Source organism: Streptomyces sp. NPDC001816 (genome assembly GCF_042892235.1).
Classification (GTDB): domain Bacteria; phylum Actinomycetota; class Actinomycetes; order Streptomycetales; family Streptomycetaceae; genus Streptomyces.
The window spans coordinates 318,980-338,785 of sequence record NZ_JBIATY010000002.1 but is presented as its reverse complement, the minus strand read 5'-3'; the positions used below and the strand labels follow the sequence as shown (position 1 = coordinate 338,785).

Below are 19,806 nucleotides of genomic sequence, written 5' to 3'. Positions count from 1 at the left end.
TCGACTCAGAGCCCCCATGCCGACGGCGCCACCGTAGCGGACGCGAAAGCCCCAGGGGACCTGGTCGGACCACCCCGGAAAACGAAACGTTGCCGTTTCGCTGAAACTCCTCTAGTCCTCGTCGTCGTCGGCTTCGCCGCGGCCTCCGCGCTCGGCGGTGCCGCGAACGGCTTCACCATGCTGGTCGTCGCCCGCGCTCTGCAGGGCGCCTTCGGCGCGTTGCTCGCTCCGGCCGCGCTGTCCCTGCTCAACACCGCCTTCACCGACGCCCGGGAACGGGCCCGCGCGTTCAGCGTGTACGGCGCCATCGCCGGTGCCGGCGGCGCGGTCGGCCTGCTGCTCGGCGGGGCGCTGACCGACGCGCTCGACTGGCGCTGGACCCTCTGTGTGAACGTGGCCATCGCGGTCGTCGCCTTCGTCGGCGGCTGGGTGCTGCTCGGCAACCACCGTGACGCGGCGAACGCCAAGCTGGACGTGCCGGGCACGGTCCTGGTCGCCGCCGGTCTGTTCTCCCTGGTGTACGGCTTCTCCAACGCCGAGACCCACGACTGGGTCAGCGCGGTGCTGCCGCAGCTGATCGTGATCGGTGTGGGCCTCGGCCTGGTCATGCCCACCGCCATGCAGCTGGCCACCGGCGGGGTGGCGGCCGAGGACGCGGGTGTCGCCTCGGCAACCGTCAACGCCATGCAGCAGGTGGGCGGTTCGATCGGCACGGCCCTGCTGAGCACTCTCGCCTCCAGCGCCGCCACCGACTACCTGTCGGGCCACAACCCCGCGAGCAAGCTGGTGCAGGCGCAGGCGACGATCGAGAGCTACACCACCGCCTTCTGGTGGTCGGCGGGCCTCTTCGCCGCGGGCACGGTCATCGCGTTCCTGCTCTACCGACGCGGGGTGCCGCAGCAGGACGCCGGGGCCGCACCGGTCGTACACATGTAGGACCGGGTCGCATGGTCCGAGGGGCCGCCGTCAGCAGGGAGACGGCGGCCCCTCTGCGCTGTCATGGTGGAGGTGTGCGCAAGGCGTCGGCGGCGCTGGGCAGCGCCCTGTTCCTCGTCGTGGTCTCCGGCAGCGCGGCGGTGCTGGTCCCGTGGTGGCTGACCGGCGGCTGGCAGGCCGGTGACTGGTGGCTGCCGCTGCGGCTGCTCGGGCTCGTTCCCCTGGCGGCCGGCACCGCCGTGATCCTGGAGGCCTTCACGCGGTTCGCCCTGGAAGGGCTCGGCACTCCGGCGCCCGTCGCGCCGCCTGCGCGGCTGGTGGTGAGCGGGCCGTACCGGTACGTGCGCAATCCGATCTACCTCGCGGTCGTCGCCGTGCTCTGCGGCCAGGGCCTGCTGCTCGCCCGGCCGGTGCTGTTCGGGTACGCGGCCGGGGCCTGGGTGCTCACCTGGGCGTTCGTCCGCTGGTACGAGGAGCCTGGGCTGGTGCGCCGGTTCGGCGCGCAGTACGAGCGCTACCGGCGGGCGGTGCCGGCCTGGTGGCCGCGGCGCACGCCGTGGCGGGGTGCCTGAGAACGCGTCGCCGCCCGCCACGGCAACTGTCCGTGTACGGGCGGGTGTTGGCGTCGTCACCCCTTGTACGACACGAGTCACCAATAAGTGGTGTGGACACCTGTTGAAACCAGTTGTTTTTCGCCGCTCCCCGGGACGACCCCCCACAGGCCGTACCCAGGGAGCGGCTTGGTGCCCGGAAGCCGGCGGGCGGCCCCACTCCGCCCGTCGGTCCCGGTGCGAGATCGCAGGTTCCCCGCTCCAGGGGCCGCACTCCCCAGTTGCGAGCCTGATCCGGCGATGCGAGGACCGCGCGATCCCGGTCCCTAGAAAGCGAAGACGCTGCTGTTCAGCGCATCCTTCATGCAGTTGTTGCCGAAGCTGCGCTCGTAGGAGACGCGCTTGCCCTGCCAGACACCCTGGACGGTGACGACCACGGGGTCGTACAGCTTGGTGCACCAGACGTCGTCCCGGGCCTGCAGGGCCGAGAAGTCGCCGCCGATGCCGCGCAGTTCGGCGCAGGCCTGGGCCGCGGCAGGGTGGGTGCCGGAGGCCGTCGGGGCGCAGTTCAGGGTGACGGCGCGCTCCGGAGTGGCCGTCGCCGCGTTGTCGCCGTGGCCGGTGGTGAGGACCAGCGCCGAGGGGGCGTAGAGCGACGACGGGCCGGCAGCCGGTGCAGCGCCGGCGGCCCCGGTCAGGGGTCCGCAGACGGCGGCGGCCGTGAGGCCGAGAGTCGCTGCCCAGCGCGCGGTGTTCCGCATTGTGTGCATCCTTCCGCTCGAATAGACGGTTGCGCTCCAGCCCGGTCGGTGCCGGAGCGGCGAGCGACACTCTGCCGAGTCCGTCGACGAAACACACATCGAACCCACATGTTTCAGTAACCTTGCGTGTTGAAACAGTGGCGTGAAGTTACGGAAATCGAACACGTCGACCCCATGACTGGGCGGTTCTTGATCGCAGGCAGCGGTCGGATGGCTGAAAACCACCGCCTAGTTAATAGGCCTGAAACATTCCGGCTCAGCCCTCGGCGAACCCCCTCGTGACGCCTTGTGTTCATGAAACGGTCGGAGTAATCGTAATTACATGATTACGACAGAGCAGAGAGAGAAGCTGCGCGGCTGGTTCGCCGGCCGTCTGCCCGACGATCTCTTCGAGGAACTGGTCGAGGTGACCCCCGACCGCGAGGAGATCACCGTGATCGGGCGCATCCCGGAGCCCCGGCTCGCCGAGGGCGCCTCGGACGCCGAGCGGGAGACCGCCGTAAGGGCGCGGATCCAGGAGTTCCGGGAGCGGACCCGCGAAGCCCGGATCGAGGTGGCCCGTGAGGCCGAGCACCTGTTCCGCCGGAAGGTGTCCTGGGGCGTGGTGTGCGGTGCGGAGCGCGCCCTGTTCACACATGTGGCCGCGCCGGTGATGACCCGGCTGCGGCAGCCCGAGCGGCAGGTCCTGGACACCCTGATCGCCGGGGGCGTGGCGCGCAGCCGCAGTGACGCCCTCGCCTGGTGCGTGCGTCTGGTGCAGCGTCACACCGACGACTGGCTCACCGAGTTGCGCGAGTCCCTGGAACACGTCCAGCGGGTCAGGGCGCAGGGACCGGACAGTGAGGAGGTGGTCGATTCCTCCAGTGACGACGGCGAAGATGGATGAAACGTCCTCTGGCAGGGGTCTTCTGCGGCGCCGTACCGTCGGCAGACCCCTCCGGGACGTCCTCCCGCCCGCGTCGCACACCCCTGCGGCCGCGACGGTCGTCCGCCACCGCCGCGCCACGAAGCGCTCCATCGCCGCATACTCGCTGGAGCCCGCCTTGACCCCTCAGTCCCCCGACTCCCCCACCGCGCCGCCGCCGTCCCTGACCGAGGTCGAGCCCTACGGCGTCGAGCGCATCCCGGACGCGGACCGCACCGCGACCCCGCTCGACCTGTTCCGGGTCGCCTTCGGCGGCGCCAACACCTTCTCCACCTGCGTCCTCGGCGCGTTCCCGATCCTGTTCGGGCTCTCCTTCTGGCAGGGGCTCGCGGCCACCCTCCTGGGTGTCGTCGCGGGCGCGCTGATCCTGTGCCCGATGGCCGTGTTCGGCCCGGTCAACGGCACGAACAACGCCGTGTCGTCCTCCGCGCACCTGGGCGTGCACGGCCGTGTGGTGGGCTCGTTCCTGTCGCTGCTGACGGCCGTCGCGTTCTTCTCCATCTCGGTGTGGAGCTCCGGCGACGCCCTGGTCGGCGGCGCGCACCGGCTGTTCGGCCTGGAGCGCAGCACGCTGTCGTACGTCGTCGCGTACGCGCTGTTCGCCGGGCTGGTCCTCGGGGTGTGCGTCTACGGCTTCCGGTTCATGCTCTTCGTGAACAAGATCGCCGTGACCTCGGCGACCGTGCTGTTCCTGCTCGGCGCGATCGCCTTCGCCGGTGACTTCGACGCGTCGTACGCCGGTGTCTTCACGGCCTCGGCGGACGCGGCGACCAAGTCGCTGTTCTGGCCGTCGTTCATAGGTGCGGCCCTGATCGTGCTGTCCAACCCGGTGTCGTTCGGGGCCTTCCTCGGCGACTGGTCGCGCTACATCCCGGCGGGCACCCCGCGCCGCAAGGTGGTCGGTGCCGCGTTCCTTTCACAGATCGCGACGCTGCTGCCGTTCGTCTTCGGTCTGGCGACCGCGAGCATCATCGCGACGAAGGCGCCGCAGTACGTCGACCCGGCCGCGCCCGACTTCGTGGGCGGCCTGCTGGCGATCTCGCCGGGCTGGTTCTTCCTGCCGGTGTGCCTGCTCGCCCTGATCGGCGGCATGTCGACGGGCACCACCTCGCTGTACGGCACCGGTCTGGACTTCTCGTCGGTGTTCCCGAAGCTGTCCCGCGTCCGGGCGACGCTGCTGGTCGGCGTGCTGTCCATCGCGTTCATCTTCATCGGCCGGTTCGGCCTGGACCTCGTGCAGTCGATCTCGACGTTCGCCACGATGATCATCACCTGCACCACGCCCTGGATGGTCGTGATGATGCTCGGGTTCTACACCCGCCGCGGCTGGTACGACCCGGACGCCCTGCAGGTCTTCAACCGGCGTCAGCGCGGCGGCCGTTACTGGTTCGCGCACGGCTGGAACTGGCGCGGCATGACGGCCTGGTGGGTGGCCGCCGTGATCGGCGTGCTGTTCACCGACATCCCGGGCCAGTTCGTCGGCCCGCTGGGCGACCTGGCGAACGGCGTCGACATCAGCCTGCCGCTGTCGCTCGCGGTCGCCGCCGTGCTGTTCCTGGCGCTGCTGCGGCTGTTCCCCGAGCCCCGGGCGGCGTACGGGCCCGAGGGTGCGCGCCTGGCCCGTACCGTCGAGGCCCCGGTGCCGCCGATCACCGGTCCGGGTGCTCCGGCGGACGAGGTGCCGACCGCGCTCGCGGCCGAGGGCGGCCGATGACCGGGTGGTTCGACCTGTCGGTGCCCGTGGTCACCGGGATGCCCGTGTATCCCGGTGACCCGGAGGTCACGGTCTCCCCCGCCCTGCGGGCCCCGGCCGACGGCGTCAACGTCCTGTCCCTGCACCTGGGTTCGCAGTCCGGCACCCACGTCGACGCGCCGTACCACGTCGACGACGCCTGGACCCGGCTGGACGAGCTGCCGCTGGACCGGTTCGCCGGTCCAGCGGTCGTGGCCGACGTCCGGGGGCTGCCCGCCCGCGCACCGATCACGCCGGCCCTGCTGGCCCCCGCGCTCGACGCCCTCGCGGCGACGCCGGGCGCGCTGCTGGTGCTCGTCACCGGCTGGTCGGCGCACTGGGGCACGGACGCGTACCTCGCCCACCCATGGCTGACCCCTCAGGCGGCCCGGGCCGTGGTGGCGGCAGGCCCGCGCACGGTGGCCGTCGACGCACTGAGCGTCGACCCCACACCCCAACCGGGTGATCCGCAGACCGACTTCGGGCTTCCCGCCCACCGCGTGCTGTGCGGCGCCGGCGGGGTGATCGCCGAGAACCTCACCGGGCTGGAGCAACTGGTGGGCGCCGAGGCGGTGGAGGTGTTCCTCTTCCCGCTGCGGCTGCCCGGGTCGGACGGCGCTCCGGTCAGGGCGGTCGCCCGGGTCGGCTGAGCGCCATCTGCCGGCGGACGGGGTGTCGTTTCTCGACGGCTTCCCCAGCGACCACATCCGTGCCGCCCTAGCCGAGTACGACGGCGTGTGGCCGCTCCTCGCCCCGGCGGCCTACGCGAACCAGGACCTCACGGACGAGCAGATCGCCCGACTCGTCGGCGACGGCACCCGGCACCCGGCCGCCACGCCGACCGAACCGGCCGTGCTCAAGCGCCCACTGGCCGAGCGCCCGCGACCATACGTCAAGTGTGTGCTGCTGAACACCGGTCACTGGCCCATGTTCTCCACACCCCATGAGCTGGCCGGAATCCTGGACGAGGCGGCCGGCCGCGCCTGAGGGCCCCCTGCCGACGTGCGCCTACTCGCCAGTATCGTCGGGCCGCAGCGCGTACTCAGCGACGAGAGGCGGACGGCCGGATGGCGAAGCACTGGGCGGACTTCCAGTACGAGATCTATCTGAACGGGATGTCAGGGGCCGTGCCGCGGCTGCCCACGGACCTGACCCGGCTGGAGGAGCTGGCCGCGCACCGGCTCGGGCCCGGCCCGGTGGGCTATGTGGCGGGCAGCGCGGGCGACGGCAGCACGGCACGCGCCAACCGGGCGGCTCTGGCCCGGCGCCGGATCGTGCCGCGCCTGCTCAGGGACGTACAGGAGCGCGACCTGTCGGTGCGGGTGCTGGGCCGCGCCCTGCCGGCGCCGCTGGCCCTGGCCCCGGTGGGCGTGCTGTCGATCATGCATCCGGACGCCGAGTCCGCGGCCGCCCGGGCCGCCGCGGCGCAGGGGGTGCCGTACATCCTGTCGTCGGCGTCGAGTACGCCGATGGAGCAGGTGGCGGAGGCGATGGGGGACGCCGAGCGGTGGTTCCAGCTGTACTGGGGCAAGGACCGCGAAGTGACCCGGAGCTTCCTCGGCCGGGCGAAGGCGGCCGGGTTCTCGGTGCTGGTCGTCACTCTGGACACCCCGCTGCTGGCGTGGCGGCCGCGCGATCTGGACCAGGCGTATCTGCCGTTCCTGCACGGGGTGGGCACCGCCAACTACTTCACCGACCCGGCCTTCCGGTCGGGTCTCGACAAGCCGGTGCACGTGGACCCGAACGCGGCGGTGCTGCACTTCCTCGGGCTGTTCGGGGATGCGAGCCACACCTGGCCCGACCTGGCGTTCCTGCGCGAGCACTGGGACGGGCCGATCGTCCTCAAGGGCGTCCTGCACCCGGACGACGCCCGGCTCGCCGCGGACGCCGGGATGGACGGGGTGGTGGTCTCCAACCACGGCGGCCGGCAGGTGGCCGGCTCCGTCGCGGCGGCCGACGCGCTGCCCCGGATCGCGGACGCGGTCGGCGACCGGCTGACGGTGCTGTTCGACAGCGGGGTGCGCACCGGCGACGACGTGTTCAAGGCCCTCGCCCTCGGCGCCCGGGCGGTGCTGCTGGGGCGGCCGTACGTGTACGGGCTCGGTCTGGAGGGACAGGCGGGCGTGGAGCACGTCATCCGCTGTGTGCTCGCGGAGTTGGACCTCACGCTCGCCCTGTCCGGTCACTCCACTCCGGTCACCGTCACGGCGGACGACCTCGTCGAGGCCGCCGACTGACGGGCTCGTGTCCCGCCGCCGGCCGGCGGCGGGACACGCCGATCGCTGCTACGTGCCCGTCCCGGGCAGCTCCGCAGGCTGTGCGGAGGGCCCCTCGGTGCCGGCTATCGACAGGGAGCCCGGACTGGCCGACGGTCCGTCGGTCAGCCAGCGCTGCCCGGCGGAGCGGTCCCGGACCTTGACGACGATGTCGGCGCCCGCGGTCTCGCCGGCCGTGGCGAGGGCGAGGGTCTCGTCCCAGCGGGGCAGCAACTCGCCCTGCACGGTGAGGCCGTAGCGCATGTCGTCGCCGCGCCGCGTGCCCACGTCCGCGCAGGTGCCGAGGATGACGACGCCCGCGTCGGCGTGCGAGTCCAGGCACAGGCCGGAGCCGGCCGCACTGCGCAGCAGCCCGTCGGTCTCGTACGTCCACTGCTGCGTGGGCGCGGAGGAGCAGACGGCGAGCGTGGCACTCGCGCCGGCCGCGGGCTTGCCCCTGATGTCCAGACACAGGTCGGCGGCGGCGTTGTGGAGCCGGGTCGGCCGGCCGGCCCGGGGCAGGCCCGCCGTGCCGGGTGCGGCGGCCGAGTCGGGCGGGGACTGGGCGTCGGTGCCGGGGGCGGCGCCCGTCGAGGCGACGGGGTCGGTGCCGTCGCCGCCGTCCGGCCACACGCTGATCGCGAGGACGGTCGCGAGCAGCCCGGCCGAGGCGACCCCGACTCCGGTGAGCAGCGTCCTGGACGACCAGCCGTCGCCGGCCGCCCGGCGCCCGCGGGTCCGGGCGAGCGTCCCGGTATCCGCCCCGCCCCGCCGGCGGCCGCCCGGCACCGCGACCCGGCCGAGCAGTCCGGGCTTGCCGCCGCCGCGTCTGCGGCCGCCGGAGCGCCGGGAGGTGCCGCGGGTGCGCGCGGGGCCGGGTCGTCGGCGGCCGGGGCGCGACTCCAGGTACCGGCGGGCGCCCCAGCCGAGGATCGCCTCGGCGAGCAGCACGCCGAGTCCGGCCTCGATCTGGCCCAGTTGCTCGGCGGCGTGCCGGCAGTAGGGGCAGACGGCGAGATGCTGCTGGACGTCCGGCAGCAGTGCGCCGCCCCGGCGGATCGGTACGTCGAGAAGACGGTTGTAGTGACGGCAGTCGGTGCTCGGCGCGAGTTCCCGGTGTGCGCGGACACAGCCTTCCCGAAATGTGTCGCGGGCCTGTTCGAGTGCGGCCGCCGCACTGTCGATGTCCATGCCGAGCAGTCCCGCGGGGACGTTTATCGGCTCGGCCTCGACCTCGGTGTGCCACAGCAACGTCTGTTCGAACCGGGGAAGGCTCTGGAAAGAACGTTCGGACAGCGCACGATTTTCCGGTATCAGGGACTTCGCGGTACGCATACCGCGGCCTCCGGCGGGTTTCAGAAGGCCCGGCAGTACGGCGGCTATCCGGTCCGTGGCAGCCCAGTTCACGACGGTGTCCCGGACCGCCACCAGCAGGCGCGGCCGTATCGCCTCGGCGGGTTCGCCGAGGGCGAGCCGGTCGAGAACCTGGTGCAAGGACGCGGCGGAGACCATGTGGGCGAGGGGCCCGGGTGCGGCCAGACAGATGACCGCGTAGTCGTGGACCGGCTGCCAGTGCCGGGCCATCAGGAGGGCGGCGGACCGGGAGGCCTCCGCGTCGGAGCCGGCGCGCAGCGGCGCGGCGAGGGATTCGTCCGACTCCCCGGTATCGCCCCCAGGGGGCGGATAGGGAGGACGAGGAGGGTGGGGGGTGGGCACTGAGCGGATTCCTTTGTGCGTATGGCGAGTTGGCGCCCATCTCGAGGATGTGCGCGCGGGGAGCGGGAATTCTCCGGTGCGGCTCTACCGGCCCGGTTCCCCAACTGCCGAAAGGACTCCGGCGATTACCCCCCGCACGGTCGTTTCAACCCTTGCACAACTTCCACACACGCAACAAGGCGCACGTACGACATCGGCCGGTTTGAAAGAAAGTCAGAATTCGGCAGGGTCGCAGGTCCGCAGCTCCGGCTTTCGGTTTCCGTGCGCCCCGTGTGAAGGGTGCGCACACACCGGCCGACCGCGCACGCTCCCGAGGTGCGCGGGCCGGTAGTGGACTGGGTTCCGGCCCTCTCGGAAGGCCCCGCGCAGAACGGCGGCTCTTCTGCGCGAAACCGGCCGCCGGCCCCGTTCCTCCCGCCCGCGGCCGGCGGCCCCGGCGGCTTCCCCCGGCGGCCGCGGCGGCGCCAGATCTCGCCCGGATCAGATCTGCCAGGAACGGAGCCGGTCGGCCGCCCCGTACACGTCGGTCTTGCCGGACATCAGGTCGCGGGCGAGGTCGACCAGGGCGCCGTAGGGCGGGTCGATGCCGACGCCGCTGACGAACATGTAGGCCACGGCGGTCGCGCAGGCGAAGCGGGCGTTGGCCGCGGGCAGCGGCTTGAGCATGGCGAGGGTGTGCAGCAGGGCAGCGGCACGCCAGGCCGGGTCGGAGTCCACCCCGAGCCGGGGCGGGTCGACACGGTGCCGGGCGACGGCGGCGACCAGCGCGGAGAAGTCGTCGACGGTGGGCTGGTCGGGCAGGACCTCCTCGTGACGCTGGAGCAGCCACGGGACGTCGATATGGATGACAGAGGGCATCGCTCAGGCGGCCTCGCCCTTGACGGGGGCTTCGTCGTCGGGGAACGCGGCCGCGAACTCCTCGGCATGGGCGGTGAAGAAGCTCCGGAAGGCCTCCGCGCCCTCCTGCAGCGCCCGGTGCCGGGCAATGTCGGCGGCGGCCGCCTCGCGCACGAGGGCCTTCATCGACGTACCGCGCTCCTTGGCGATCTGCCGCAGGTCCTCTAGTTCGCGTTCGCTGAACTCCACGTTGAGAGCTGGCATGCCCCTCACGGTACCGCGCGGGTACTCACCCGTAAATACACCCAGGTCAGACACCCTTTCCTGCGGTACCTGAAGGCGCTGCCGTTCATCGCCCTGGCCGCGTACGGCACCGACTACGCCGACGGCGAGTTCCTGCCGGTCGAGCGGCGGCCGCGCGCCCGGTCCCGGGGCACTGCGACCGTCCTGCGGCAGGGGCACGGCCTGGTGTTCACGACCGCGACCGGCCCGTGCGCACCCGCCGCGGCTGGTCGGCCGGAGCGGTGCGGCGCGGGGTGAGCACCGTGCGGTCCGGCCACCGGCGCACCCTGGGCCTGGTGTTCCACGACGACGCCCGAGACGGCCGGGCTCTGCCGCCTCCGAGAGCCGACATCATCAGACGCGCCGCCGAGGTTCCCTCACATATCAGCACAAAACGTGTCTTATTTCATTCATGCACACACCTTCGCGGCGTACCCTGCTCCGAGCCCCGTTCGCTGCCGCCGGCGCGGGACTCCTGGCTGCCTGCACCGACTCCGGCTCCCAATCCCGCTCCGGCCCCCGACGGGGCGCGGCGGCCGGCGAAGGGGACTTCGTTCCCCCGGGGCCCAAGGGATATGTCGACCCGTCGGGTCCGGAGGTCCGCGCCGCGGAGCGCAAGCGCGGCTCCGGCCCGGTGCGCATGCTGAAGCTGACCGCCGCCGAAACGACGCTGGACCTGGGCGGGCGGCATGTGCGCACCTGGGCCTACCACGATCAGCTGCCCGGGCCGCTGATCCGCATCACCGCCGGCGACGTCCTCAGCCTCACGCTCGCCAACCGGCTGCCGGAGACCACCACGCTCCACTCCCACGGCGTGCGCATGCGCTGCGACATGGACGGAGTTCCGAGCCTGACCCAGCGGGCCATCGCTGCGGGAACCGACTTCACCTACCGCTTCACCGTCTCCCATCCGGGCACCTATTACCTCCACTCCCACGTCGGGCTCCAGCCGGACCGCGGTCTGTACGCCCCGCTCATCGTCGACGACCCCAAGGAGCCCCTCAAGTACGACAAGGAGTGGATCGTCATCCTGGACGACTGGCTCGACGGCGTGGACGGCTCCACTCCCGACGGGGTGCTCGCCCAGCTCAAGCCGGGCATGGGCATGAAGGCGGGCGCCATGGCCATGGGTCCCGGACAGGGCGGACACGGTGCCGGCCAGCCGGCGAGCCCGCACGCCTCGCCCTCGCACAAGTCCTCCGGCCCGAGCCGCGTGTTGCACGGCTCGCGCAGCCAGCTGCTCCGCAGCGAGGCGGGCAGCGTGAACTATCCCCTCTACCTCGCCAACGGCCGCATGCCCACCCAGCCCTCGATGTTCCGGTGCCGCCCCGGGGAGCGCATCCGGCTGCGCCTCATCAACGCCGGCTCCGAAACCGCCTTCCGCGTCGCACTGGGAGGCCACCGGCTGACCGTCACGCACACCGACGGCTACCCGGTGGAGCACAAGACGACCGACGCCCTCCTCATCGGCATGGCCGAGCGCTACGACGTCCTCGTCACCGCCAAGGACGGCGTCTTCCCCCTGGTCGCGCTGGCCGAGGGCAAGAAGGGCCGGGCCCTCGCCGTCCTGCGCACCGACAAGGGGAGAACCGTTCCCCCGGTCGATGTCCGCCCGGCCGAGCTCGACAGGGAGGTCGTCCCTGCCCGCCGTCTCGTACCGCACGACTCCGTGGCCCTCGACGACCGCGAACCCGACCGTGAGATGCGCATCAGGGTGACCGGCACCATGGCGAGGTACGACTGGGGCTTCGACCACCAGCAGTACGACGACCGCCAGCGCCACCCGGTCCGCGCCGGTGAGCGGGTGAGGCTCACGCTCATCAACGCCACCGACATGTGGCACCCGATGCACCTGCACGGCCACACGTTCGCCATGACCGGCCTGGACGCCGTCGGCGCACGCAAGGACACCGCGATCGTCCTGCCCCACCGCAAGCTGGTCGTCGATTTCGACGCCGACAACCCCGGCCTCTGGATGTTCCACTGCCACAACCAGTACCACTCGGAGAGCGGCATGATGACCATCCTCGGATACCGCAAGTGACCGAGTGATCCGGAGGGGGCACCCCTACCCCTGGTCCGCCACGAACGAGGCCATCCAGGCCAGCGCCGCGTTCCAGTTGACGGCCGTTTCGTTGGTGGACCAGGACTGGATGTCGTCGATGTAGCAGAACTGGCCCGTGCAGCCCTGCAATCTGCTCTGTGCGTACGGGTCCTGGATGCCCGAGTTGGCGCCTCCGGCGAGGGTGCCCCGCGGCGGATCCGGCAGGTTCGGGTCGAGTTCGCGGGCGTACCAACGGCTGTGCTGCCGATGGGAGCTGACCTCGCCGTAGCCGGTGACGTAGGAGATATTCAGCGCGTTGCGGCCGAGGACGTAGTCCATGCCCTCCAGCGCGCCGTCCCGGTACTTCGCCGCGCCCGTCAGGTCGTAGGCGGTGGCGATGACGTGCGCGTTGTTGAGGACCTGGGCGTTGGAGCCCCAGTCGTAGAGGTTGCCGTCGGGTGCGTAGGGCATGCCGTACGGCTGGGACGCGGCGGCCGCCAGGTAGGTGTCGGCGCCCTTGATCACCGACCGGCGGACCTGGTCCCGGCCCGGCAGCTCGTTGGGCACGGTGGCGAGGTCGAGGCGGCCGGCCGCCGCCGTGCGGCCCCAGTCGAAGCCGAGCGGGCCGAAGATGTCGGCGGTGTGGACGGGTGACTTCCGCACGAAGTCCGCGAACTCCCGTTCCCCGGTGGTGAGATACAGCTCCGCCGCGGCCCAGTAGAACTCGTCGGAGGCGTTGTCGTCGGGGTAGGCGCCGCCGCCGGTGCCGTCCTTCGGGTCGGGGTACGTGTCCGGGTGCGCGAGCGCGGCCTGCCAGGCCTTGCGGGCGGCCGTGAGCGCCCGCGCCGCGAACGCCCGGTCGTAGGGCCGGTACAGGCGGGCGGCCTGTGCGGCGGTCGCCGCCAGGTTGAGCGTGGCCTGGGTGGTCGGGGCGTGCAGCTCCCGCTTCTGCGGGTCGTCGCCGGGCAGCAGGGGCAGCCCGGTCCACTGGGCGTCGTGCACCTTGCTGTGGGCCATACCGGCGAGTGGCCGCCCGTCCGGGACCTGCATCTTCAGCAGGAACTCCAGCTCCCAGCACGCCTCGTCGAGGGCGTCCGGCACCTTGTTGCCGCTCTCGGGGAGGGCCAGGCTCCCGTCGCCGAGCCGCCCGGGCCGTCCGGTACGGGCCGACAGGGAACGCTCGTAGGTGCTCAGCAGCTCCCAGGTGGAGATGCCGCCGTTGACGACGTACTTGCCGTGGTCGCCGGCGTCGTACCAGCCGCCGGTGACGTCCAGCGTGTAGTCGCACAGGCCCGGCCGGCAGGGGACGTTCGCGTCGCCCTGGTTGGGGGCCGTGTTCAGATGGCCGGCCGGGCGGCCGTAGCCGGGCCGCAGGTCGTCGCGGATCGCGATGCCGCTGCGCTGGGTGTAGTAGTACTTCAGCGAGTCGAGGCTCAGTCGCTCGTAGGCGCTCGCCCCGATGTCGAACGGGCGGCTCGTCTGCCCGTCGGCGACCAGCGTGAAGTGCGTGCCGCGGCCGTGGAAGGCGCCGAAGTCGATCGAGTGGACGTTCTGCCCGGAGGAGACGTCGGTGCCGCGCGGTACGGTCCGGCCGTGGGCGACCGTCCGCCCGTCGGCGTTCTCCAGCCGCCAGGGCAGTGGGGCGGTGGCATCGGTGACGAGGGTGGCGTTCTTCGGCCCGGCCGGCAGGTAGGCCACCTGGTTGACGCGGACCCGGGGACCGGTGTCGGGCTCGTACACCTCCCGCACGGTGCTCTGCCCGGCCCCGGCCGGGCCGGCCGGCAGCGTGGTGAAGGCCACCGTCAGCACGGCGGTGAGGGACAGTAAGGCGGTGCTGCGTCGTTTCACGTCTGGGCTCCTCGGGGGGAGGTGGGGGTGGCGCCCCCGTGATGGGAGCGCTCCCAGATGCTGACGCACACCATATTTGTTCCAGACGTGACACTCCGTCAACGGTCCGGACGAGGGCGACTGTGCACGCCGTCCTCGTCCGGACCCTCGACCGGGCTGGAAAGACACCCCCCTAGACGTCGAGCCGGGTGATGCGCACCGCCCCCCTGGCCTCGCCCGGATACGCGCTGGTGAAAGTGAGGCGCACGCGTGAACCGCGTACCGCGTCGAAGGTGATCGCCGTCGGGCTGTCGGAGGCGGTGACCCAGTCCACCTTCACGCCCGTCACCGGCGCATAGGCACGCCCGTCCCACACCGCCACCTCGGCCTTGGCGGGCAGGGCGTGGGTGCCGTCGACCGTGAAGGAGACCGCGACCCGGTCGACGGTCCGGGCCCGCCCGAAGTCGACCGACACCCAGTCCTCGGCGCGGGCTCCGTCGAAGGCGGGCAGCAGGGCCGTGGCCGACTTGGCGAAGGCGTTGGACCAGCCGGTGGCCGGGTCGCCGTCCAGCATCGCGGCGGGCAGGGTGTCCGGGCGGCCGGAGTAACTGGCGTCCGCGTAGGGGTAGTCCGGAGCTGCCGGGTGGTCGGGCTCGAAGGCGGGTGCGGCGGTGGTGGCGGCGCCGCGGGCCGGTGTGGTGCGCACGCTCACCGTGCCCTTGCGCAGGCCGTCCACCCGTGCCGTGACCTTCAGGGTGCCCGGCTCGCCGCCGGAACGGACGATGGCGAGGGCCTTGCCGTGGAACGCCGTGCGCGTGCTGGCCTGGTAGCGCTCGGCGCTCTCCTCGCGGCCGTTGTCGAGGCCGGCCAGGGAGCCGCCGGTCACGTCGAACGTGATGAGGTGCTCGGCGTCGGGCACGACCACTCCGTGCGCGTCCACGATGTCGGCGGTCACGAAGACCAGTGAACGGCCGTCGGCGGCGAGGGACCTGCGGTCGGCGCTCAGGCGCACGGCGTGCGGGGCGCCCGCGGTGCGCAGCACGTCGGTGGCGACCACCTTGCCGTCGCGCCGGGCCACCGCCTTCAGCTCACCGGGCCGGTACGGCACCTTCCAGGTCAGGTGCAGCTTGCCCGCGCTGCCGTTGGGGCTGGTGTAACTGCCCGGGTAGGGGCCGTCGGTGAAGGTCCGGTCGTCGCCGGTAGCCTCGGTGGTCTCCAGGTAACTGCGACCGTCGGTGGTCTTCTTGACGTCGAACTCCCGCACCCCGAGGGACTCCCCGTCGAGGAACAGCTCGACGGACGGGACGTTGGCGTACGCCCAGACCTCGACCGTGTCGCCCTCCTCGTGGTTCCAGGTCATCGGCAGCAGATGGACCATCGGCTCGGTCGTCCACTGGCTCCGGAACAGGTGGTACATGTCCTTCGGGAAGCCGGCCGTGTCGACGGCGCCGAAGAAGGACGCCTTCACCGGGAAGACGTCGTACGGGGTCGGCTCGCCGATGTAGTCGATGCCCGACCACAGGAACTGCCCCGCGAACCACTTCCGGTCCCGGTCCTTCTTGTGCCCGTACTCGCCGCTCATCGTCCAGGAGGCGAGGTTGTTGTCGTAGGAGGAGGTCTCGCGCCTGCCCGGCGTGTGGTTCTCGCCGGTGTTGAGGTGCTCCGGCTCCTGGTACGCGCCCCGGGTCGAGGTCTCCGAGGAGGACTCGGACTCGAAGAGGAACAGGTGGGGGTACTTGGCGTGCAGGGCGTCGACCGACCTGGCCGTGTTGTAGTTCAGGCCCAGGCCGTCGAGCTTGGCGAGCATACGGTCGGCCGCGGAACCGGTGGCGGGCACGCCGTGGTACTTGTTCGAGCCGATGACGACCGGGCGGGTGTCGTCGGCGGCCTTGATCGCGCCGATGATCCGGTCGGCCATGGCGAGCCCGGCGGTCGAGGTGGAGTCGGGGATCTCGTTGCCGATGGACCACAGGACGACGGCGGGCGAGTTGCGGGCCGCCAGCACCATCTCCGTGGCGTCCTTCTCGCACCACTGGTCGAAGAACCGGCCGTAGTCGTACCTGGTCTTGCCCGTCTTCCAGCAGTCGAAGGCCTCCACCATCATCACGATGCCCAGTTCCTCGCAGACCTGGATCATCTGCGGCGAGGGCGGGTTGTGCGAGGTGCGGAAGGCGTTGACGCCCATCGACTTCATGATCGTCATCTGCCGTCGCACCGCGTCGAGGCTGATCGCCGCGCCGAGGGCGCCCTGGTCGTGGTGCAGGTCGACGCCCTTGATCTTGGCGTGGGTGCCGTTGAGGGAGAAGCCCTCGTCCGGGTCGAAGCGGTAGGTGCGGATGCCGAAGGGGGTGCGGTACGTGTCGGTGGTGCGGCCGCCGGCGCGGAGTTCGGTGTGCAGGGTGTATCGGTGGTACGGACTCGCGAAGTCCCATAGCAGCGGCTCGGGGACGGTCAGTTCGTGGGTCTCGGTGGCCTGCTCGGAGACGGCGACGGTGGTGGACGTACGGGCGACCGTGCGGCCGTCGGGGCCGGTGATCCGGGACCGGACCTCGACGTCGGTGCCGGTGCCGGACTCATTGAGCACGGTGGTGGCGACCCGCACCACGGCCCGTTCGGCACCGACCTCGGGTGTGGTGACGTACGTGCCCCAGCGGGCCACGTGCACGGGCTCGGTGATCACCAGGCGGGCCTCGCGGTAGATGCCGCTGCCCGAGTACCAGCGGCTGCTCGGCAGCTGATTCTGGACCTTGACCGCGAGGACGTTCGGGGTGCTGCCGTCGGTGTGCACCAGGTCGGTGAGGTCGAGGGCGAAGCCGGTGTAGCCGTAGGGGTGGCGGCCGGCCTCGGTGCCGTTGCAGTAGACGTACGAGTCCATGTAGACGCCGTCGAACTCCACCGAGATCCGCTTGCCGGCGTGGGCGGGCGGCAGGGTGAAGGCCAGCCGGTACCAGCCGAGGCCGCCCGGGAAGAAGCCGGTGCCGCTGGTGGTGCCGTGCTCCGTCGTGGGGGTCTGCTCGATGCTCCAGTCGTGCGGTGCGGCCACCTCGCGCCAGGCCGAGTCGTCGTATCCCGGCTCGGCGGCCTGTGCGTAGGCGCCGGTCGGGTCGGTGATGCCGCCCGGGTTGACCAGTGCGAAGCGCCAGCCGTCGCGCAGCGGGACGGTGTGGCGTCCCGGCGCGGCACCGGACGCCCCGGCGGCCGGTGCGGCCGCGGCGTCCGGGCCGCCCAGGAGTGCTCCGGCCGCGGGCGCTGCCGTGGCTGCGACCAGAACCGACCTGCGAGTGACCGTCATGGCGGCTCTCCCTCATCAGGGCCCAGAAGTACTCACAACTGATCGTGAACAAACAGATTCTGACGGACTGCCACACGCGATCGTCAAGGGTGCGGCACCCTGCACCTGCCCCGGCCGACACTTCGGCCTGAATTCCCCCTTGACCGTGTTCGGCGGATCGGCCCGGTCCGAGGGGGTCGGGGTTCACGGGAGTGCGCGACGCACTACGCTGGAACGCAAGTGGTGCCACCTGTTCACTGTGAGTGTGCGCTTGGGAGCGGCGACGATGAGCCGGGTCTATCCGTTCGACGATGCGGCGACGGCCCGGGCTGTCATCGACGACGACGGAACGCTGGTGGAGTGGAACGAGGGCGCGCGGCGTCTGCTCGGCCACCCGGCCGACGAGGTCGTGGGCCGCCCCGCGACCGTACTGCTGGCCGGGGAGGACCTCCCGGTCGTACCCACCGGCGGGCGCTGGGAGGGGACGGTCGGTTTGCGCCACCGGGACGGCCGCACGGTCTCCGTGTGGCTGCTCGCCCACCGCCGGCCACCCGGCGACGGGCACCGCGGCGACTGGCTCGTGGTCACCCCGCTGACCGGCCGCGACCCCGGCGCCGACGACGATCCGCTCGGCCGGGCCGGGCTGATCCAGTCGCCGTGCGCCGTCGCCGTGTACGACGACGCGCTGCGGCTGCGCCGGATGAACGAGGCCATGGCCGAGGTGATCGGCCTGCCCGAGGAGCGCGTGCGGGGCCTCAGGATCGCGGAGATCGGCGGCAAGCAGCAGAGCGAGGAGCTGGAGCAGAACATGCTCCAGGTCCTCACCACCGGCCGGCCGCTGGACATCCAGACCTTCATGCGCGCCGGCGGCGACGACCGGGCGCGCGCCTGGCTGGCCCGGCTGGCGCCGGTCACCGACGCCGAGGGCCGGGTGCGGGGAGTGTGCCTGGCGGCACACGACGTCACCGACAACCAGCGGGCCCGGCAGCGGCTGCAACTGCTGAACGAAGCCAGCGTGCGCATCGGCTCCACCCTCGACGTCACCCGTACGGCGCAGGAGCTGGCGGACGTGTGCGTGCCCGCGCTCGCCGACTTCGTCACCATCGACCTGCTGGACCCGCAGGAGTACGGCGGCGAGCCCCCGGCCCGCGTCACGGCCCCGGTGAACATGCGCCGGGTTGCGCACCAGTCGATGCTGCGGGGCATTCCGGAGGCGGTCGCCAAGCCCGGGCAGATCCAGGTGTACCCGGACTTCTCCCCACAGGCGGACGCGCTCACGGCCGGCCGCACCATCCGGGCCACGGTGGCCGGGGGCGACATGGCCCAGTGGCTGACCTGGAGCAGCGTGCGCGGCGAGCGGGTGCGGGAGTTCGGCATCCACTCCTCGATGTCCGTGCCGATCCAGGCCCGGGGACTGACCCTCGGGGTGGCGGTCCTCACCCGGCACCGGCGCCCGGAGCCGTTCACCGACGACGACATGCTGCTGGCCGAGGAGATCACCGCCCGGGCCGCCGTCTGCATCGACAACGCGCGCCGCTACTCCCGTGAGCGCGAGACCGCACTCGCGCTGCAGCGCAGTCTGCTCCCCCGCTCGCTGCCGCACACGGCCGCTCTGGAGGCCTCCTCCCGCTATCTGCCGGCGGCCCGGGCCGGGGTGGGCGGCGACTGGTTCGACGTGATCCCGCTGTCCGGGATGCGGGTCGCGATGGTCGTCGGGGACGTCGTCGGGCACGGCATCCAGGCCTCGGCCACCATGGGCCGGCTGCGCACCGCCGTGCGCACCCTCGCCGACATCGACCTGGCCCCGGACGAGCTGCTCACCCACCTCGACGACCTGGTGGTCCGGCTGTCCGAGGAGTCCGGCGGCGAGGGCAGCCCCGGCGAGGTCGGCGCCACCTGTCTGTACGCCGTGTACGACCCGGTGTCGCGGCGCTGCACGCTGGCCCGGGCCGGGCATCCGCCGCCGGTGGTGCTGATGCCGGGCGGCGAGCCCCACCAGCTGGACCTGCCCGCCGGCCCCCCGCTGGGCCTGGGCGGGCTGCCGTTCGAGTCGGCCGAGGTGGGGCTGCCCGAGGGCACCGTCCTCGCCCTGTACACGGACGGTCTGGTGGTGTCCCGGGAGCGCGCCGGGGACACCGGCCGGCAGCAGCTGTTCCAGGCGCTGCGGGCCTACGCGGACTCCCTGGACGAGACCTGCGACCAGATCCTGCACGCGCTGCTGCCGGCGGGCGGCACCGCCGACGACGTGGCGCTGCTGCTGGCCCGCACCCGGGGACTGCCCTCCTCCCAGGTGGCGACCTGGGACATCCCCGCCGATCCGGCGCTGGTCGCACCGATCCGCAAGCAGGTCCTGGACCAGCTGGAGCGCTGGTCGCTGAACGAGATCGGGTTCACGACGGAGCTGGTGGTGAGCGAGCTGGTCACCAACGCCATCCGGTACGGCGCCCACCCGATACGGCTACGGCTGATCCACGACCCCGTCACGCTGATCGTCGAGGTGTCCGACACCAGCCACACCGCCCCGCACCTGAGGCGCGCCAAGACCTTCGACGAGGGTGGCCGCGGGCTGCTGCTGGTCGCCCAGCTCACCCAGCGCTGGGGCAGCAGGCACACCGCGGAGGGCAAGACGATCTGGGCGGAGCTGTCGCTGCTGGAGGAGGACCAGTGAC

At 72.0% G+C, this 19,806-nt stretch carries 14 protein-coding genes and 2 pseudogenes; 10 read left to right on the top strand and 6 right to left on the bottom strand.

The window, feature by feature from the left end:
- Positions 1-102 precede the first annotated feature (102 nt).
- A pseudogene (locus ACFYZZ_RS07250) lies at positions 103-936 on the top strand (MFS transporter); the annotation flags it as partial.
- A gap of 74 nt (positions 937-1,010) precedes the next feature.
- A complete protein-coding gene (locus ACFYZZ_RS07245; protein ID WP_389172565.1) occupies positions 1,011-1,508 on the top strand; it encodes a methyltransferase family protein in 498 nt (165 codons plus the stop codon).
- Between the two features lie 305 nt (positions 1,509-1,813).
- Here the strand turns inward: ACFYZZ_RS07245 and ACFYZZ_RS07240 are convergent, their stop codons facing one another.
- Positions 1,814-2,248: a protease inhibitor gene (locus ACFYZZ_RS07240; RefSeq protein ID WP_389172563.1), complete on the bottom strand. Its 435-nt coding sequence runs from the start codon at positions 2,246-2,248 to the stop codon at positions 1,814-1,816.
- Positions 2,249-2,570: 322 nt separating this feature from the next.
- Between ACFYZZ_RS07240 and ACFYZZ_RS07235 the strand changes: the two genes are divergently transcribed.
- From ACFYZZ_RS07235 to ACFYZZ_RS07215, 5 genes are all read left to right on the top strand, one after another.
- Positions 2,571-3,134 (top strand): hypothetical protein, encoded by a 564-nt coding sequence (locus tag ACFYZZ_RS07235; protein WP_389172561.1) that lies wholly within the window; start codon positions 2,571-2,573, stop codon positions 3,132-3,134.
- A gap of 157 nt (positions 3,135-3,291) precedes the next feature.
- Positions 3,292-4,887 carry a purine-cytosine permease family protein gene (locus tag ACFYZZ_RS07230; protein WP_389172559.1) on the top strand — a complete coding sequence of 532 codons (1,596 nt, stop codon included), beginning with the start codon at positions 3,292-3,294 and terminating at the stop codon, positions 4,885-4,887.
- On the top strand, positions 4,884-5,555 hold the full coding sequence (locus ACFYZZ_RS07225) for a cyclase family protein (protein WP_389172557.1): 672 nt from the start codon (positions 4,884-4,886) through the stop codon (positions 5,553-5,555). Before ACFYZZ_RS07230 ends, ACFYZZ_RS07225 begins: the two co-directional genes overlap by 4 nt.
- Positions 5,556-5,577: 22 nt before the next feature.
- Positions 5,578-5,892, top strand: coding sequence for a hypothetical protein (locus ACFYZZ_RS07220; RefSeq protein ID WP_389172555.1), 315 nt, complete (start codon positions 5,578-5,580; stop codon positions 5,890-5,892).
- Between the two features lie 80 nt (positions 5,893-5,972).
- Positions 5,973-7,142 (top strand): lactate 2-monooxygenase, encoded by a 1,170-nt coding sequence (locus ACFYZZ_RS07215; protein WP_389172554.1) that lies wholly within the window; start codon positions 5,973-5,975, stop codon positions 7,140-7,142.
- 48 nt (positions 7,143-7,190) lie between these two features.
- On the opposite strand, the gene ACFYZZ_RS07210 is transcribed toward ACFYZZ_RS07215, so the two are convergent.
- The 3 genes from ACFYZZ_RS07210 to ACFYZZ_RS07200 all read right to left on the bottom strand — a co-directional run bounded on the left by ACFYZZ_RS07210 (position 7,191) and on the right by ACFYZZ_RS07200 (position 9,977).
- The gene (locus ACFYZZ_RS07210) at positions 7,191-8,876 is read right to left on the bottom strand and encodes an RICIN domain-containing protein (protein ID WP_389172552.1); all 1,686 of its coding nucleotides are present in this window, start codon (positions 8,874-8,876) and stop codon (positions 7,191-7,193) included.
- Positions 8,877-9,356: 480 nt separating this feature from the next.
- Positions 9,357-9,734 (bottom strand): toxin Doc, encoded by a 378-nt coding sequence (locus ACFYZZ_RS07205; RefSeq protein WP_386578055.1) that lies wholly within the window; start codon positions 9,732-9,734, stop codon positions 9,357-9,359.
- 3 nt (positions 9,735-9,737) lie between these two features.
- Positions 9,738-9,977, bottom strand: a complete 240-nt coding sequence (locus ACFYZZ_RS07200; RefSeq protein ID WP_386578054.1) for a hypothetical protein — start codon at positions 9,975-9,977, stop codon at positions 9,738-9,740.
- 60 nt (positions 9,978-10,037) lie between these two features.
- On the opposite strand from ACFYZZ_RS07200, the pseudogene ACFYZZ_RS07195 reads away from it, so the two are divergent.
- Together ACFYZZ_RS07195 and ACFYZZ_RS07190 are read left to right on the top strand one after the other, a co-directional pair.
- Positions 10,038-10,291, top strand: a pseudogene (locus ACFYZZ_RS07195) (2OG-Fe(II) oxygenase); the annotation flags it as partial.
- Positions 10,292-10,407: 116 nt separating this feature from the next.
- Positions 10,408-12,039: a multicopper oxidase family protein gene (locus ACFYZZ_RS07190; protein ID WP_389172549.1), complete on the top strand. Its 1,632-nt coding sequence runs from the start codon at positions 10,408-10,410 to the stop codon at positions 12,037-12,039.
- Positions 12,040-12,063: 24 nt separating this feature from the next.
- Here the strand turns inward: ACFYZZ_RS07190 and ACFYZZ_RS07185 are convergent, their stop codons facing one another.
- Positions 12,064-13,839: a glycoside hydrolase family 9 protein gene (locus ACFYZZ_RS07185; protein ID WP_389173656.1), complete on the bottom strand. Its 1,776-nt coding sequence runs from the start codon at positions 13,837-13,839 to the stop codon at positions 12,064-12,066.
- Positions 13,840-14,059: 220 nt separating this feature from the next.
- Positions 14,060-17,158 carry a glycoside hydrolase family 2 TIM barrel-domain containing protein gene (locus ACFYZZ_RS07180; protein WP_389172547.1) on the bottom strand — a complete coding sequence of 1,033 codons (3,099 nt, stop codon included), beginning with the start codon at positions 17,156-17,158 and terminating at the stop codon, positions 14,060-14,062.
- Between the two features lie 265 nt (positions 17,159-17,423).
- Here ACFYZZ_RS07180 and ACFYZZ_RS07175 point away from each other — a divergent pair, with 265 nt between their 5' ends.
- Positions 17,424-19,805, top strand: coding sequence for a SpoIIE family protein phosphatase (locus ACFYZZ_RS07175; protein ID WP_389172545.1), 2,382 nt, complete (start codon positions 17,424-17,426; stop codon positions 19,803-19,805).
- Position 19,806 lies beyond the last annotated feature (1 nt).

What these genes read in the sequence shown, in the direction of transcription:
- ACFYZZ_RS07215 (WP_389172554.1), top strand. Translation starts at nt 5,973, where the DNA reads ATGGCGAAGCACTGGGCGGACTTCCAGTACGAGATCTATCTGAACGGG.
- ACFYZZ_RS07190 (WP_389172549.1), top strand. Translation starts at nt 10,408, where the DNA reads ATGCACACACCTTCGCGGCGTACCCTGCTCCGAGCCCCGTTCGCTGCC.
- ACFYZZ_RS07225 (WP_389172557.1), top strand. Translation starts at nt 4,884, where the DNA reads ATGACCGGGTGGTTCGACCTGTCGGTGCCCGTGGTCACCGGGATGCCC.
- ACFYZZ_RS07235 (WP_389172561.1), top strand. Translation starts at nt 2,571, where the DNA reads ATGATTACGACAGAGCAGAGAGAGAAGCTGCGCGGCTGGTTCGCCGGC.
- ACFYZZ_RS07180 (WP_389172547.1), bottom strand. Translation starts at nt 17,158, where the DNA reads ATGACGGTCACTCGCAGGTCGGTTCTGGTCGCAGCCACGGCAGCGCCC.
- ACFYZZ_RS07200 (WP_386578054.1), bottom strand. Translation starts at nt 9,977, where the DNA reads ATGCCAGCTCTCAACGTGGAGTTCAGCGAACGCGAACTAGAGGACCTG.
- ACFYZZ_RS07240 (WP_389172563.1), bottom strand. Translation starts at nt 2,248, where the DNA reads ATGCGGAACACCGCGCGCTGGGCAGCGACTCTCGGCCTCACGGCCGCC.
- ACFYZZ_RS07205 (WP_386578055.1), bottom strand. Translation starts at nt 9,734, where the DNA reads ATGCCCTCTGTCATCCATATCGACGTCCCGTGGCTGCTCCAGCGTCAC.
- ACFYZZ_RS07175 (WP_389172545.1), top strand. Translation starts at nt 17,424, where the DNA reads ATGAGCCGGGTCTATCCGTTCGACGATGCGGCGACGGCCCGGGCTGTC.